The organism is Exiguobacterium sp. RIT341 (assembly GCF_000632205.1).
Classification (GTDB): Bacteria; Bacillota; Bacilli; order Exiguobacteriales; family Exiguobacteriaceae; genus Exiguobacterium_A.
This window is the reverse complement of sequence record NZ_JFYW01000001.1, coordinates 311,752-326,504: the sequence shown is the minus strand read 5'-3', so window position 1 is coordinate 326,504 and position 14,753 is coordinate 311,752. Positions and strand designations below refer to the sequence as shown.

The following is a 14,753-nucleotide window of genomic DNA, read 5'->3' as shown; positions in this document are numbered from 1 at the left end:
GCTTTTTTATAAAGATGAAAGAACTTTTCGTAAAAAAGCTTGTTAAAGCCACCACGTGGCTTTAACAAGCTGGCGTGTGATCAAATGGCTGAGAAATCGTTTCTTTTGCTTTAGGAAGTTTCATTTCTTTTAGTTTTTTCTCTAAAATATCCCGCAAAAGGCGCTTCTTCAGCTTTTTCTTTTTGTCACGTTCTTTCATATTCCGACACCCCAATCGGTCCGAAACAGAACTAACAACCTACGAAAGCAAAATAATCATCTTCTACATTAGTAATTATACCACGTATATCAAAAATCTATTCCTACTTTAAACAATTAAATATGTGAGATTGTCGATTAAGTAATGAAAAATAGTTGCAATTTCTTTCAATTTTCTGTAGAGTGTATAGAAATATCAACGCTCAGGAAGGAGTTTTTCATTCATGTCATTAACACTCGTCACTATTCTCGATCATCCGATCGCTCAAAAATATTTATCCCGTTCTGGCTTGAATCATGCGATTTCAGTAGCTGAACGCGCTCTGACGCTCGCTACGAAGCGAGGTTTAGATGCGGATACAGCTACGAAAGCTGCACTCCTCCATGACATCGGGCATTACGAATGGTATACCGATGGCACTTGGAACTATGATCTCTATCGTCAAAATGATATTCATGCCATTAAAGGGGCTGAACGCGCCCATAAACTTTTGATTCGCCTTGGTGAAGAACCAGCACGCGCCAAAGAAATCGCACTTGCCGTTCTCTTGCATACGGATTCGTATCTTCCACCTGGTGCAATCAACCGGACACCACTTCAACAACTTGTGCACGATGCGGATACGCTAGAAGAACAACCAGGCGGACTACATCACTATGAAAAAATCGATTTTGATGAAGCCATGCGCCGTCTTGATGCGATTGATTCTGTCGTTCATCGCTTCGCGCATCTTCCACGAATTGCATCAGAAAATTAAAAGGCATTTCCACGATCAACGTGGAAATGCCTTTTGTTTTAAACAATTATACGAGTTGCGCTTGATATGCTTCCAGTTCTGCATCCGTCATCGAAACAAAATGACCTGGTTCGATTTCACGAAGTGGTGGAATGCTTGAATCTTCATCTGATTTACCAACAGGTCCACTCGTCGGACGATCATAAACGATCCGCTTACGTGTACGCTCGTGCTCTGGATCCGGAAGAGGAATCGCAGACAAGAGCGATTTCGTATAAGCATGGACCGGATTCTCATATAAGCGATCCGCACTACATAGTTCAACGAGGTGACCTTGGTACATAACACCGATACGATCCGAGATATATTTTACCATCGATAAGTCGTGGGCGATGAACAAGTAAGTCAAACTACGGTCACGTTGCAGTTTTTTCATCAAGTTGACGACCTGCGCTTGAATCGATACGTCAAGTGCCGAGATTGGCTCATCCGCGATGATGAAGTCCGGTTCTACAGCAAGCGCACGCGCGATTCCAATCCGTTGACGCTGACCACCCGAGAACTCGTGTGGGTAACGGCTCGCATGTTCTTTCGTCAAACCAACTGTTTCGAGTAAATCGTACACACGGTTATTCCGCTCGTCTTTCGACTTTGCTAGACCATGAATATCAATTCCCTCAGCGATGATATCACCGACTGTCATCCGTGGGTTAAGTGACGCATAAGGGTCTTGGAAAATCATTTGCATCGCACGGTTGAACTTCAGTTTATCTTTACGCGACTTTTTACCATGAACGTTTTCACCTTTGAACATGACTTCGCCGTCTGTCGCCTCATACAATCCGATGATTGAGCGACCAGTCGTTGATTTACCACAACCCGATTCACCTACAAGACCAAGTACTTCGCCTTCATAGATATCGAATGATAAACCATCAACCGCTTTAACGACACGTCCGCGTCCAATGTTGAAGTGTTGCTTCAAGTTTTTTACTTCAAGTAATTTATTACGGTTTTCCATTATTTCAGACCGCCTTTCAGAAGCGATTTCGCGAATACGCTATCTGGGCGGTATTTCAACGCCAGATCCCGAATTGCAAGTGGTGGCTCAACATACGGTGCTTGTGGATGGAGCAACCATGTCGCCGCTTCGTGAGTATCTGTAATTTTGAAGAAAGGAGGTTCTTTTTCAAAATCAATCTTCATTGCATATTTATTTCGTGGTGCAAACGCGTCACCGACTGGTGGATGAAGTAAGTTAGGTGGTGTTCCTGGAATCGCCGGTAAATCTTGTGAACGGTCATCCGATGGACGTGGCATTGAACCAAGGAGTCCCCAAGTATATGGATGACGTGGCTCGTAGAAAATCTCATCGACTGTACCCTTCTCAATTAATTTACCTGCATACATGACCGCTACACGATCGGCCATATTCGCTACGACGCCTAAATCGTGCGTGATGAAGATGATCGCTGTACCCGTTTTTTGTTGAATGTCTTTCAACAACTCAAGGATTTGCGCTTGAATCGTAACATCGAGTGCTGTCGTCGGCTCATCGGCAATCAAGACTTTCGGATTACAAGCAAGTGCGATTGCGATGACGATCCGTTGACGCATCCCACCAGACAATTGGTGTGGATATTGTTTCAGACGTGCTTCTGGGTTTGGAATCCCTACAAGCGTCAGTAATTCAAGCGTACGTTTTTTAGCAGCATCACCTGTCAATCCTTGGTGACGTTTTAAACCTTCGGCAATCTGTTTGTAGATCGTCATTGTCGGGTTAAGTGATGTCATTGGATCTTGGAAGATCATTGCGATATCACGACCGCGTACTTTTTGCATTTCTTTATCGGAAAGCTTAACCAAATCGCGACCTTCGAATAAGATCTCACCTTTTGTGATTTCACCTGGCGGATTTGGAATCAGACGCATGATGGCTTTTGAAGTAACCGATTTACCAGAACCGGACTCACCAACGATTGCGAGTGTTTCACCTTTTTTTAAATCGAACGATACTCCGCGGACGGCTTGAACCGTCCCGGCGTACGTATGGAAAGCGACATTCAGGTCGCGGACTGACAAGATTGTTTCCATTTTGGATGAGCTCCTCTCTAATCTAATATTTGTTAGCGACGTAGACGTGGATCGAACGCATCACGTAATCCATCTGCCAACATGTTGAAGCTGATCATGAGGAGTACGAGCACTGTCGATGGAACGACGAGCAAGAAAGGAAACGTCTTAAGTTCTTTGTACCCTTCATTGATCAGTGTACCAAGCGACGGTTGCGGTGGTGCAAGTCCAAGACCGATGAAGCTTAGGAAAGCTTCGAAGAAGATTGCCCCAGGAATCGTGAACATGAGCGAGATGATGATTGTACCCAAGGTATTTGGAATCAAATGTTTGAAGACTAAACGTGCGCTAGAAGCACCAAGTGTACGTGCTGCGAGAACGAATTCTTGGTTCTTTAGTTTCAGGATCTGACCACGAACGAGTCGACTCATCCCGATCCAACCAGTAATCGTCATCGCGAGGATGATCGTCGTGATTCCTGGTTCAAGAATCAAGATGAAGAGGATGATCAGGATTAAGTTCGGTACCCCTGTCAGGATTTCCGCGATCCGTTGCATGATATTATCGACGCGACCGCCGTAATAAGCTGAAATACCACCGTATGTGACACCGACGAGAACGTCAATAAGCGCTGCCATCAAACCGATGAAGAGTGAAATTTTAGTCCCTTCCCAGACACGTGACCAAAGATCACGACCAAGGTGGTCCGTACCAAACCAATAATTTTCTTTTACTTGTTTTTGTTTATAAAAATCGATTGGTGTCTCACCAAGTGTTGCCATACCATCAAAGCCAGCCCACTCTAATCCTGTTACTTTAGGTGGAAGTTTAGCTTGAGTGATTGTTTGGGTATAAGCATCTTTACCAGAGATTGCAGGACCCGCTAATGACATGATGGCAATCACGATGATCAAGACAAGAGAAATGATCGCTGCTTTGTTTTTACGCAAGCGCATCCAAGCATCCTGCCAAAAGTTTAAGCTTTTACCGGCAATTCGTTCACCGGCTTGTTCATTGAACTCAACTTGTTGAAACAATGATGAATCGAACTGTTCCGCTTTTGCATTTGAATTTTGTTCAGCCATTATTTACTACCCCCCAAACGAATCCGTGGATCAACGACACCGTATAGCAAGTCGACGATTAAAATCATGAGAATGAAGATTGCCGAGAAGAACAGCGTCGTACCCATGATAACTGTATAGTCATTTTGTGTGATTGACGATACGAACAACTCACCAAGCCCAGGTACAGCAAAGATTTTTTCGATGACAAATGTACCTGTGATCAATGCAGCAGTCATAGGTCCAAGAATCGTAATAGCAGGAATCAATGCATTCCGAACCATGTGTTTCCAAGTGATTGATTGACCATCTAGGCCTTTTGCTTTAGCTAACGTGACGTAATCCTGACCTGTAACCTCAAGCATTTCCGTCCTTACGAATCGGGCAATCGAGGCGGTGACCCCAAGAGACAACGAAATCGTTGGTAGAATCGTATGCGCCGGACTTTCCCAGAACGCTACTGGCAAAGCGCCCCATTTCACGCCGACATAATACTGAAGGAGTGAGGCGAATACGAATGATGGTACTGAAATCCCGAGAACCGAGATGAACATTGCTCCGTAGTCGACAACTGTGTTGTGACGAAGTGCAGCAACTACACCAAGTACGAGACCTAAGAGTACACCAAGTACGAGTGCTTGAACTCCAAGTTGAGCCGATGGTCCAATTCGTTCAGAAATTAAATCTGTAACTGGACGGCTGTCATATTTGAACGATACACCAAGGTCTCCTTGGAATAAGTTAACCATGTACGCTGCATAGCGTTGTGGTAGTGGATCATTCAAATTGTACTTATCCCGAAGGATATTCAACTGTTCAGGAGAAAGTTTCTCCTGGTTCTGGAATGGTGAACCTGGTAGCAGATCCATCAGGAAGAAAGTGAACGAAGCGATGAGTAAAAACGTCAGTACGCCGTAAACCAGGCGTTGAGCTAAATAACGGCCCATAAGATGGCACCCCCTATAAAGATTTTCTGTTTTTTTCGAAACATCAATAAAATCAGTATGACCCACAATTGTCGGAACATTCAAGAATTTTGTTATAAAAATTTAAAATTCTTTTTAATTGTGCTTTGATTCGATGTTCGATCAGACGCTTTTTTTAATGTCGTCCAATAGTCAGAATTTTTCGTTTGATTCCATTATACTTTGCTAACAAAGTAATTAGAACCATTTTTTTACGAAAATTTCACATTTCCGCTAAAAATGAGTTTCCGTTCATTCAAAGTAGTATAAAACAGGAGCGCACCCGAACTGACTTAGGGACGCTCCCGTTCTCGATTACTTCACATCAACATATTTGTATTGGAAATCTGCTCCGAACAATTGACGGTTGAAATCTTTGACCGTCGGACGGCTCAAGTATGCAGAACCCGCTTGATAGATTGGTGCGATGGCTTGATCTTTTTCAATCAATTGCGCCTCAGCTTGTTTGAACAAATCTAAACGCTTCGTCAAGTCTGACTCATCGTTTGCCGCGTTTAATAATTTATCATACGCAGCTGATTTGTACTTCACGTCATTTTGGCTGTTCGTTGATTCGAAGATGGACAGGTTAGACATTGGATCTTGATAATCTGGACCCCAAACTGAGTAAGAAACTTGGTAGTCGCCTTTTGTTTCAAGATCGAGTTTATTCTTGAACGGCTGTTGTTTGATCGAAACAGTGACATTCGGAAGATTCTTCTCGAGTTGACCTTTCATGTACTCACCGATTTTCTTAGCGTCTTCGTTATCAAACGAAAGCAATTCAATCGTCGTTTTCTTATCGCCATTTGCTTTTTTCCAAAGATCTGCTGCTTCTTTCGCGTCACGATCGAACCAGTTGATGTCGCTCGTGTAGTCTTTGCCTGATGCATCTTTAACGAAATCTTTTGGAATGAAGCTTGTTGTCGGAATCGAACCGTTCGCAAGAAGCGTATCCGTGATTCCTTTTGGATCAATCGCACGAGCGATTGCTTTACGTGCATTTACATCTTTCATCGTTGCATCTTCGTTATTGAATTTCAAGTAAGCGATCGAAGAACGAAGCGCTGTCTTGAATTCAGGTTTCGATTTGTATGCTTCAACTTGCTCCGAAGTCAGACCTGCGTAATCGATTTCGTTTGAATCATACAGGTTTGCGACTGTCGAATTATCCTTAACGACACTGATTGTGACTTCGTCGAGTTTGACGGCATCTTTATCCCAGTAGTTGTCGTTCTTTTTCAGAACACGTTTTGAATCCGTTTTCCAAGTTTCCCAAACGAAAGGACCGTTATAAAGCAATTTATCTGGTTTGAGCGAGAAGTCTTTCTCGTTTTTCTTGTAGAAGTCTTCACTGATTGGTGTATACGTACCGAACGATGTCAGTGAGAGGAAATACGGAGCTGGACGCTCGAGTTTTACTTCTAACGTTTTATCATCGATTGCTTTAACACCGAGTTCATCAACAGGCTTTTTACCTTGTGTGACATCAGCGCCGTTTTTTAACGTGTCAAAGATGTATGAGTAACTAGAACCAGTTTTCGGATCAGCAGCACGTTTCCATGCAAATTCGAAATCCTGTGCTTTGACCGGTGAACCATCAGACCACTTCGAATCACGAAGCGTGAACGTATACGTCAAATTGTCGCTTGAGATATCCGTTTTTTCTGCAAGTGCTGGAATCGCTTTTCCGTCTTTGTCTAAACGATAAAGACCTTCCATCGTGTTTCCGATCATGTTGAAAGCGACGGAATCCGTAGCTTTCGCAGGGTCCACTGTCGTGATGTCCGAAGTGTCCGTCAAACGTAGATTTTTCTTGCCGTCTGTTGAACCTGAATCTTTGTCTCCGCCACCTGTCGAACATCCAGCAAGCACTGCGCTTCCTGCAAGCATGACTGATAAAGCGAGACCGACTGTTTTTTTCTTCATCGGTAAGTCATCTCCTTTTCAATTTCCAAGTTGCCATAATGCCTATGACATCAATAACGTCCCGTCGAAACTGCAATGTATTCCCCAAAATGCATTGACCTAGTTTCAAAAACTTAAACGAAGTGATAAATTGATTTTATGTGAGAATAGCATTAACGTCAAGTGAATAGTCACACTATTTGCTATTTTGCATCATTCGTTTGTTACCGATTCGTAACAGCATTAAAAGTTTCGTATACTAAGAATATCTATGTACGTAAAGGGGGATTTTCATGCGATCGACGTATTTCCGACCGGTCATCATTGCGGTCATTCTTGTTCTGCTTTACACGATTTGGGCGACTATGACGGATTCAACACACAGCATCTTGTATCATCTGTCTGGTGGTTTATTCATAGCAGGATTCTTGTTAGTTGCAGTAGGATTCTTCTCGAATATGTCTGCTAACGGTTTCTTCCGTGGCATGACAGCTGGATTCAAAAAGCAGCGGGAAGCGAAGTTGCGAGAGATTGATGGCGATTATTACGAAGATGAAGACGAGGAGGAAGAAGTGCTTCGCAAAAAGCAACGCCGTGCTTCAGCACGGACGAAGCCCTATGTCTCAAGCGGTATCATCTTCATCGTCGTCTCACTGATCATCTCATATTTTTAAACGAAATCAACGTGACGCTCTACCTAAGGTATGGTAAACTCAAGCTAATCAAACAAGAAAACACGACGACAAAGAGTAGTAACTTAGATCCACTCCTCTCAGAGAGTCCATGGTGCTGAAAATGGACAGGTGATGCCTAAGTGAATGGACTTTCGAGTGGCTGATTCGAAAACAAGTAGAGTCAGATGGGTTTGCCCATTACAGCAAATTGAGCGGCTATGTAAATAGCAACTTGGGTGGCAACGCGATGACTCGTCCCTTGATTTTCAAGGGGCGTTTTTTATTTTGATCTTATTATTTGGAGGGATTTCATTATGAAAACGATTTTCTCAGGTATCAAACCAACCGGAACGGTCACACTCGGAAATTACTTAGGTGCCATGAAACACTTCGTGAACTTACAGGACGGTCATGATGCATATTACTGCGTCGTCGATCTGCACTCCATCACGGTCGATATCGATCGTGTCGAACTGATGAACAATACACGCGCCCTTGCTGCTCTTTATATCGCAAGTGGTCTGAACCCAGAAAAATCAACGATTTTCGTTCAATCAGAAGTCAAAGCGCACGCGCAACTCGGCTGGATGTTGACATGTCTTTCCGGTATGGGTGAACTAGAACGTATGACGCAATATAAAGATAAATCACAAGGAAAAGAGCGGATTGGTGCAGGGTTGTTCGTCTACCCGACGCTCATGGCAGCTGATATCCTTCTCTACGACGCGGAACTCGTTCCGGTCGGTGACGATCAAAAACAACACATTGAGTTAACGCGCGATTTAGCCCAACGATTTAATAGCCGCTATTATGAGACGTTCACATTACCAGAACCGATCATTGCTGAATCAGGTGCCCGGATCATGAGTTTGACGACGCCAGATAAAAAGATGTCAAAATCTGATCAAAATCCGAAAGGCTTCATCTCGATGCTTGACGCACCAGATGTCATTCGTAAAAAAGTGAAATCAGCTGTCACAGACTCGGAAGGCATCGTAAAATTCGATCGTGAAAACAAACCAGGTGTGTCGAATTTACTTGAGATCTATTCCCTACTCGCTGGTATCTCGATTCCAGCTCTTGAAGCAAAATACGAGGGCTCGAATTATGGAACATTCAAAGCAGATGTCGCAGAAGCGATCATTGCGGAACTCGAACCGATTCAACAGCGCTATTATGAATTGATTGACTCTGAAGAACTCGATCAAATTCTCGACGCTGGACGTGATCGCGCAGAAGCAGTCGCTGCCAAAAAACTCGCGAAGATCGAAAAGGCAATGGGCTTACAACGGAAACGTGCGAAAGTAAAAAGATAATTCGTCCTCTACGCGAAAGACCGGGATGTCCCGGTCTTTTTATATATCACAGATAAAAAACGGCTTCCGAATCAAATCGGAAACCGTTTTTTATTTTGCTTATTTTCCTTCGATTGAAGCCCATTTGTATGAGAAGTCTGCGCCGAAGTTATGCTCGACGACTCCTTTAACGTATGGTTTAACGAGGAATGCACGTCCACGCTGATAAACAGGTGAGATCGCTGCTGAATCAAGAAGGATTTTCTCAGCTTCTTGTAGTTCAGACCAACGTTTTGTTGCATCTGTTTGAGTTTGTGCATCTTTGATGAGTTTATCGTACTCTTTGTCCGACCATTTACCACGGTTGTATGGTCCGCCCGTGACGAAGAGATCGAGGAACGTCATTGGATCTTGGTAGTCAGGACCCCAGCCGGCGAATGAGAACTGGAAGTCACCTTTGTTTTCAAGATCAAGTTTGTTTTTGAATGGTTGTTGTTTGATCGTAACCTTCATACCTGGAAGGTTTTTCTCAAGTTCCCCTTTCAAGAACTCACCGATTTTCTTAGCATCGTCGCTATCGTAGTTCAAGAGCTCAAGATCAACCGATTTTTGACCGATTTCTTTGAGACCCTCTTCCCAGAGTTTTTTCGCTTCATCGGCATTGTATTCGTTGAATGCCGGATACTTGTCGCGGAAATCTTTTCCGTCAGCATCTTTTGCGAAATCTTTTGGTACGAGGTAGTTCGCTGGAAGTGATCCGTTTGCAAGGATGACATCCGTGATTCCTTTTTTGTTGTAACCCATGTCGATTGCGCGACGGATTTTTTCATTATCAAGCGCTTTCACCTTTGTGTTGAGGTAAAGGTAGAAAATCGTTGATTCACCTTTTGTTTTGAACTCTTTATTGTCTTTGTACTGGGCAACGAACTCAGAAGTTAGACCTGTACGGTCGATGTCGCCTTTTTCATACAAGTTAACGCCTGTCGCAACTTCTTTAACAACCTTAACGTTGATCGTTTTGAGTTTAACGGCATCTTTATCCCAGTAGTTATCGTTTTTAACCATTTTCCAGCCTTGCTCACGTGTCCAATCTGTTAACTTGAATGGTCCGTTGTACAGCGATTTGTCTGCAGTCGAACCGAAGTCTTTCCCGATTTTCTTCGAGAGTTCTTCTGATTTCGGCATGAATGGTCCGAATCCAGTGAGTCCGAGGAAGTAATCTGCAGGGGCTTTTAATTTAACTTCAAACGTTTTGTCGTCAACCGCTTTAACGCCGACAGCATCACGATCACCTTTCTTCGTGTTGTACTCTTCTGCACCTTCGATATTGTAGAAGACATATGCATACTGTGAAGCGTTCTCCGGGTTGAGAACTTCTTTCCATGCATATTCAAAGTCTTTTGCCGTGATTGGTGTACCATCAGACCATTTCGCATCACGTAATTTGAACGTGTATGTTAATTTGTCATCTGAAACCGTGTGGCTTTCAGCGATACCTGGTGTCGGCTGCTGCTTGTCATCAAGACGGTAAAGACCTTCCATCGTGTTGTTCAACACGTTGAAAGACACTGCATCTGTTGAAGTCGTCGGGTTGAGTGTCGGGATGTCCGAACCTTCGATCAAATTAAGTGTTTGATCGTTTGATTTTTTGCTTGAACCTGTGTCGCCCGATTTGTCGCCTGAATCCGTTGTCGAACAAGCTGCGAGGAACGCACTTGATACGAGTGCTACCGATGTAGCTAAAGCAAAGCTTTTCTTCTTCATGTTACGATGACCCCCCTAGGTTTCTAAAAAAATGATACTGTCAGGTTTTTGACCGAAAAAAAAAGAATTACTATATTCGAATCAAACCCTTCGTTACAAATAGTTTACAATGTTCTGATAATTTTGCAAACCTTTTATCCGATTTTTCTAAATATTTTTTCAAAAAAGACTGGGACCTTAAGAAATAATGGTCCCAGTTAAGTGATTATTTTAAAATTTTCATCGAGCGGAGTAGGTATTCCGGTCCATAAATCGGTACTTCAATTCCTTGAATCGTATCAGAAACATATAATTTCTCAGTCGTCTGATACAAAGGAACGACGACAGCATCCTGATGGATTAACCGTACTTCGGCTCGATGATAGAGTGCTTGTTTTCGTTTTATCTCTTTTTCTTTTCTTGCTTTTTCAACTGTCTGGTCGTATACCTTGGATTGATAATTCACCGAATTTAAAGGATTGTCTGAGACGAACTGATTTAAATAGGCTAGCGGTCCAGGATAATCTGGCATCCATCCAGTCAAAGTCATCGCATATCGTGATGATTGTTCTTTGTCGATTTTCTCTTCAATCGCGACTGGCTTAAGAATGATATCAATCTCAGGTATTTGTTTCTCAAGATAGGTTTCGAGTTGTTCCCCAATCCGTTTTGCTTGTGGATCATCAAAATTAAGCATCTCAATTTGTTGTTTACTATGTTCTTGTGATTTTTCAGGTTTCTCTTGAACGGATTCTGACATCAATACGTTCGTATCCGTGACGACGAATCGATTCGTCGGAATACCTGCATACCCTAAAGGAAGTTGAACCGATTCTTTTTCCATCAAGGCGTGAGCAATCCGCTTTCTGAGTGTCGTATCGCGGAACGTGTCATTTTTTTGATTAAAGGCGATATAAAAGACACCACTCCGCTTTTTTTGATAGGTCGGTCGTGAAACCTGATCACCTTGTGTTTCGACACTTTCTTGTAATGGAAGGATAGCCGCCTTGCTTTTCTCATACGAACTCCATTGCGTCTGATGGTCGGGAGTGATACGGCTTTCTATTTTCGCTACTGTGACAACGTTTTGCTGATGATACTGATCATTTTTCTTAAGCGTATATCCGCTTTTCGACATTTTTTCTAGTGTAAATGCACCATTTCCAACAAGTTCTTCCCACTTCTTTGATTCCGGTTGTGGATAGAAGACGGACATCGCAAGTAATTCCTTTAGATTCGAAACCGGCTGATTCAACGTGATGATGAGTTGATTGCGTCCTTTGGCTTTGACTCCTAAACGCTCTGGTTTCATTTTTCCATCATTGACGGCGCGTCCATTTTTAAATACTTCAAACAAGAAACCATACGGTGAATTGGTTTGATTAGCAGCGATACGCCGAAAACTATCGACGAACTGCTGCGCCGTAATCGGCTGACCATTGGCATCCTTCGTTTCTTTGAGTTGAATCGTATACGTCAATCGATCTTTCGAGACTGACATATCCTGCGCTAAACCTCGACGGACCGATGTTCCGGAAGTAAAGACATATAATCCTTCATACAATTGCGCTAAAAGTGTCTTTGAACGACTATCTGTCGCCAGCGCAATATCTGACGTTTTCGGAAGCGATGATTCAATCAGTTCGACTTTTGCTGTTTTTGTTTCGTTACTTGTTTTAGTTTCTTGAGACGACGACAGACGATATATGAGCATGCCACTAAGTGCAATCAGTAAAAATAGGAGCAGTGCCATGATCGATGTCTTTTTTGTGATGTTAGCCATAAACGACTCCTTTCTGCGTCAAACACGCATTTCTCTATTGAATCAGAATTTCATCAAAAAAGCGACCCCCTTGATGTTTCAAGGGAGTCGCTTGAGCTTAAGCTTCATACCGTTTGAAGACGAGTGATGCGTTGTGTCCACCGAACCCAAGCGAGTTGCTGAGCGCATAAGTCATTTCGACGTGACGTGAACCTTCTGTCACGTAGTCGAGATCACAGCCTTCACTCGGCTGTTTCAGATGGATCGTCGGGTGAACTGTTTGTTCTTGTAACGATTTAATTGTTGCAATCGCCTCGACACCACCTGCTCCACCAAGTAAGTGACCGATCATCGATTTCGTTGAGTTGACGACGAGTTGTTTCGCTTGTTCACCAAAGACACTGTGAATCGCTTTTGTTTCAAGAATGTCGTTCATCGGTGTGCTCGTTCCATGAGCATTGATGTATCCGACTGCCTCCGGAGTGATGCCCGCATCTTGAATCGCCATCGCCATCGCGCGTGCTCCACCGTCTCCGTCTGGATCCGGAGCTGTGATGTGATACGCATCAGCTGTTAATCCATACCCACTGACCTCTGCATAGATTTTCGCACCACGTGCTACCGCATGCTCGTATTCCTCAAGAATCAGGATACCTGCGCCTTCTCCCATGACGAATCCGTCACGTCCTTCATCAAATGGACGACTTGCCGTTTCAGGATCGTGATTCGTCGACATCGCTTTGTTGGCACAAAAACCAGCAAATGCTAAGTTCGTGATCGGTGCTTCCGCTCCACCAGCGATCATGACATCCGCATCGCCACGTTCGATGACACGCAGTGCTTCTCCAATGGCATTCGTTCCTGAAGCACATGCAGTGACGGAACAGTTATTCGGTCCCTTGGCTCCGGTATAGATCGATACCTGACCGCTTGCCATGTTCGGAATCATCATTGGAATGAAGAATGGGCTGACACGACGGTGTCCACGTTCAAAGTAGATTTTCGCTTGTTTCTCGATCGTCTCAACGCCACCGATTCCAGATCCGATCCAGACCCCAGCACGTTCTGCAATTTCTTTAATGTCGATTCCAGCATCTTTTACAGCTTCCAGGCTTGCGACAAGTGAATAATGAACGAAGCGATCCATTTTCCGTGCTTCTTTCGCCTCAATGAATTCTGTGACATCGAAGTTCTGTAATTCGCCCGTAACCTTCGTTGGATACTCATCGATATCGAGACGCTCCATCGGACGAATTCCGTTCGTTCCTTCTTTTAATGCATCCCAGAATGTATTCGCATCATTCCCGATTGGTGTCAATGCCCCGATTCCTGTGACTACAACGCGTTTTCTCATCATCTTATGTGTTCTCTCCTTTAGTCCAAGTAATATATGCTGCTCCCCAAGTCAATCCGGCACCGAAGCCAGCAAGTACAAGTTTCGTACCTAGTGTCAGACGACCTTGCTTACGTGCTTCTTCGAGTGCGAGTGGAATCGAAGCAGCAGATGTATTCGCATGCTCATCGATCGTAACGATGACCTTTTCTTGCGGAATATGCAGTCGTTCACACGCTGCATCGATGATGCGTAGGTTCGCCTGATGCGGAATCAAGATATCGACATCTTCAAGCGTGCTGTCTGCTTTTTGAATGACCTTCTCAACGATTTCCGGTAATTTACGAACGGCGAACTTAAAGACTTCGCGACCGTTCATCTCGATTGGTCCATCGATATCCTTAAACAACAGATGGGCTCCACGTCCGTCTGTTCCGAGTTCAAAAGCATTTAATCCCTCTTGCTCAGTTTGTCCGATGACGACCGCTCCTGCACCATCTCCGAATAAAATCGCTGTCGACCGGTCTGACCAGTCAACGATACTCGACATTTTTTCGGCACCGATGACCAGTGCATGTTTTCCTTTGACTGTTGATAACATGCTTGCAGCTGTTTGTAATGCGAAGATGAATCCACTACAGGCCGCACTGATATCAAAAGCGGTCGCTCCTCGTGCTCCCAGGCGCTCTTGAACGATACAGGCTGTAGAAGGGAACGCACGTCCTGTTGCCGTTCCGACAACGATCAAGCCGATGTCCTCTACTGTCAATCCAGCATCATCGAGTGCCTTCTGAGCCGCTTCTGTCGCTAAGTCTGTTACATCCACATCATCGGCTGCGATCCGTCGTGCCCCGATTCCTGTTCGTGTCCGAATCCATTCATCACTTGTGTCGAGCGTCGTTGCTAGCTCATCATTCGTTACGCGACGTGATGGCAAAGACGTTCCTAATCCTACAATCCCGATCTTCATAAGGCATCCCCTTTTGTTATTAGTATCTGGT

Annotated in this window: 13 protein-coding genes and 1 other annotated feature; of the genes, 3 read left to right on the top strand and 10 right to left on the bottom strand. The window is 44.0% G+C overall.

The genetic code is table 11. The features are described from left to right. Positions 1–61: 61 nt before the first annotated feature. Positions 62–199, bottom strand: a complete 138-nt coding sequence (locus BW42_RS16385; protein WP_023468890.1) for a hypothetical protein — start codon at positions 197–199, stop codon at positions 62–64. A gap of 223 nt (positions 200–422) precedes the next feature. Here BW42_RS16385 and BW42_RS01575 point away from each other — a divergent pair, with 223 nt between their 5' ends. Then, complete coding sequence (locus tag BW42_RS01575; protein ID WP_035406605.1) at positions 423–956, top strand: HD domain-containing protein; 534 nt, start codon at positions 423–425, stop codon at positions 954–956. Between the two features lie 46 nt (positions 957–1,002). On the opposite strand, the gene BW42_RS01570 is transcribed toward BW42_RS01575, so the two are convergent. The 5 genes from BW42_RS01570 to BW42_RS01550 all read right to left on the bottom strand — a co-directional run bounded on the left by BW42_RS01570 (position 1,003) and on the right by BW42_RS01550 (position 6,966). After that, positions 1,003–1,956, bottom strand: coding sequence for an ABC transporter ATP-binding protein (locus tag BW42_RS01570; RefSeq protein ID WP_035406602.1), 954 nt, complete (start codon positions 1,954–1,956; stop codon positions 1,003–1,005). Beyond that, positions 1,956–3,029 carry an ABC transporter ATP-binding protein gene (locus BW42_RS01565; RefSeq protein ID WP_035406599.1) on the bottom strand — a complete coding sequence of 358 codons (1,074 nt, stop codon included), beginning with the start codon at positions 3,027–3,029 and terminating at the stop codon, positions 1,956–1,958. Before BW42_RS01565 ends, BW42_RS01570 begins: the two co-directional genes overlap by 1 nt. 32 nt (positions 3,030–3,061) lie before the next feature. Then, complete coding sequence (gene opp3C / locus BW42_RS01560) at positions 3,062–4,093, bottom strand: oligopeptide ABC transporter permease (RefSeq protein WP_035406596.1); 1,032 nt, start codon at positions 4,091–4,093, stop codon at positions 3,062–3,064. After that, positions 4,093–5,019, bottom strand: a complete 927-nt coding sequence (gene opp3b, locus BW42_RS01555) for an oligopeptide ABC transporter permease (RefSeq protein WP_035406592.1) — start codon at positions 5,017–5,019, stop codon at positions 4,093–4,095. Before opp3b ends, opp3C begins: the two co-directional genes overlap by 1 nt. Positions 5,020–5,352: 333 nt before the next feature. Then, a complete protein-coding gene (locus BW42_RS01550; RefSeq protein ID WP_035406590.1) occupies positions 5,353–6,966 on the bottom strand; it encodes an ABC transporter substrate-binding protein in 1,614 nt (537 codons plus the stop codon). A 272-nt stretch (positions 6,967–7,238) separates the two neighbouring features. Between BW42_RS01550 and BW42_RS01545 the strand changes: the two genes are divergently transcribed. Together BW42_RS01545 and trpS are read left to right on the top strand one after the other, a co-directional pair. Then, positions 7,239–7,619 (top strand): DUF3899 domain-containing protein, encoded by a 381-nt coding sequence (locus BW42_RS01545; RefSeq protein ID WP_035406587.1) that lies wholly within the window; start codon positions 7,239–7,241, stop codon positions 7,617–7,619. 56 nt (positions 7,620–7,675) lie between these two features. Beyond that, positions 7,676–7,882, top strand: a binding site (T-box leader). A gap of 51 nt (positions 7,883–7,933) precedes the next feature. Then, positions 7,934–8,935 (top strand): tryptophan--tRNA ligase, encoded by a 1,002-nt coding sequence (gene trpS / locus BW42_RS01540; protein ID WP_035406584.1) that lies wholly within the window; start codon positions 7,934–7,936, stop codon positions 8,933–8,935. 99 nt (positions 8,936–9,034) lie between these two features. Here the strand turns inward: trpS and BW42_RS01535 are convergent, their stop codons facing one another. The 4 genes from BW42_RS01535 to BW42_RS01520 all read right to left on the bottom strand — a co-directional run bounded on the left by BW42_RS01535 (position 9,035) and on the right by BW42_RS01520 (position 14,722). Continuing rightward, complete coding sequence (locus tag BW42_RS01535) at positions 9,035–10,678, bottom strand: peptide ABC transporter substrate-binding protein (protein WP_035406580.1); 1,644 nt, start codon at positions 10,676–10,678, stop codon at positions 9,035–9,037. 205 nt (positions 10,679–10,883) lie between these two features. Then, on the bottom strand, positions 10,884–12,440 hold the full coding sequence (locus tag BW42_RS01530; protein WP_035406577.1) for a peptide ABC transporter substrate-binding protein: 1,557 nt from the start codon (positions 12,438–12,440) through the stop codon (positions 10,884–10,886). Positions 12,441–12,537: 97 nt separating this feature from the next. Next, positions 12,538–13,776 (bottom strand): beta-ketoacyl-ACP synthase II, encoded by a 1,239-nt coding sequence (gene fabF / locus BW42_RS01525; protein ID WP_035406574.1) that lies wholly within the window; start codon positions 13,774–13,776, stop codon positions 12,538–12,540. 1 nt (position 13,777) lies between these two features. Continuing rightward, positions 13,778–14,722 (bottom strand): beta-ketoacyl-ACP synthase III, encoded by a 945-nt coding sequence (locus BW42_RS01520; RefSeq protein WP_035406571.1) that lies wholly within the window; start codon positions 14,720–14,722, stop codon positions 13,778–13,780. Positions 14,723–14,753 lie beyond the last annotated feature (31 nt).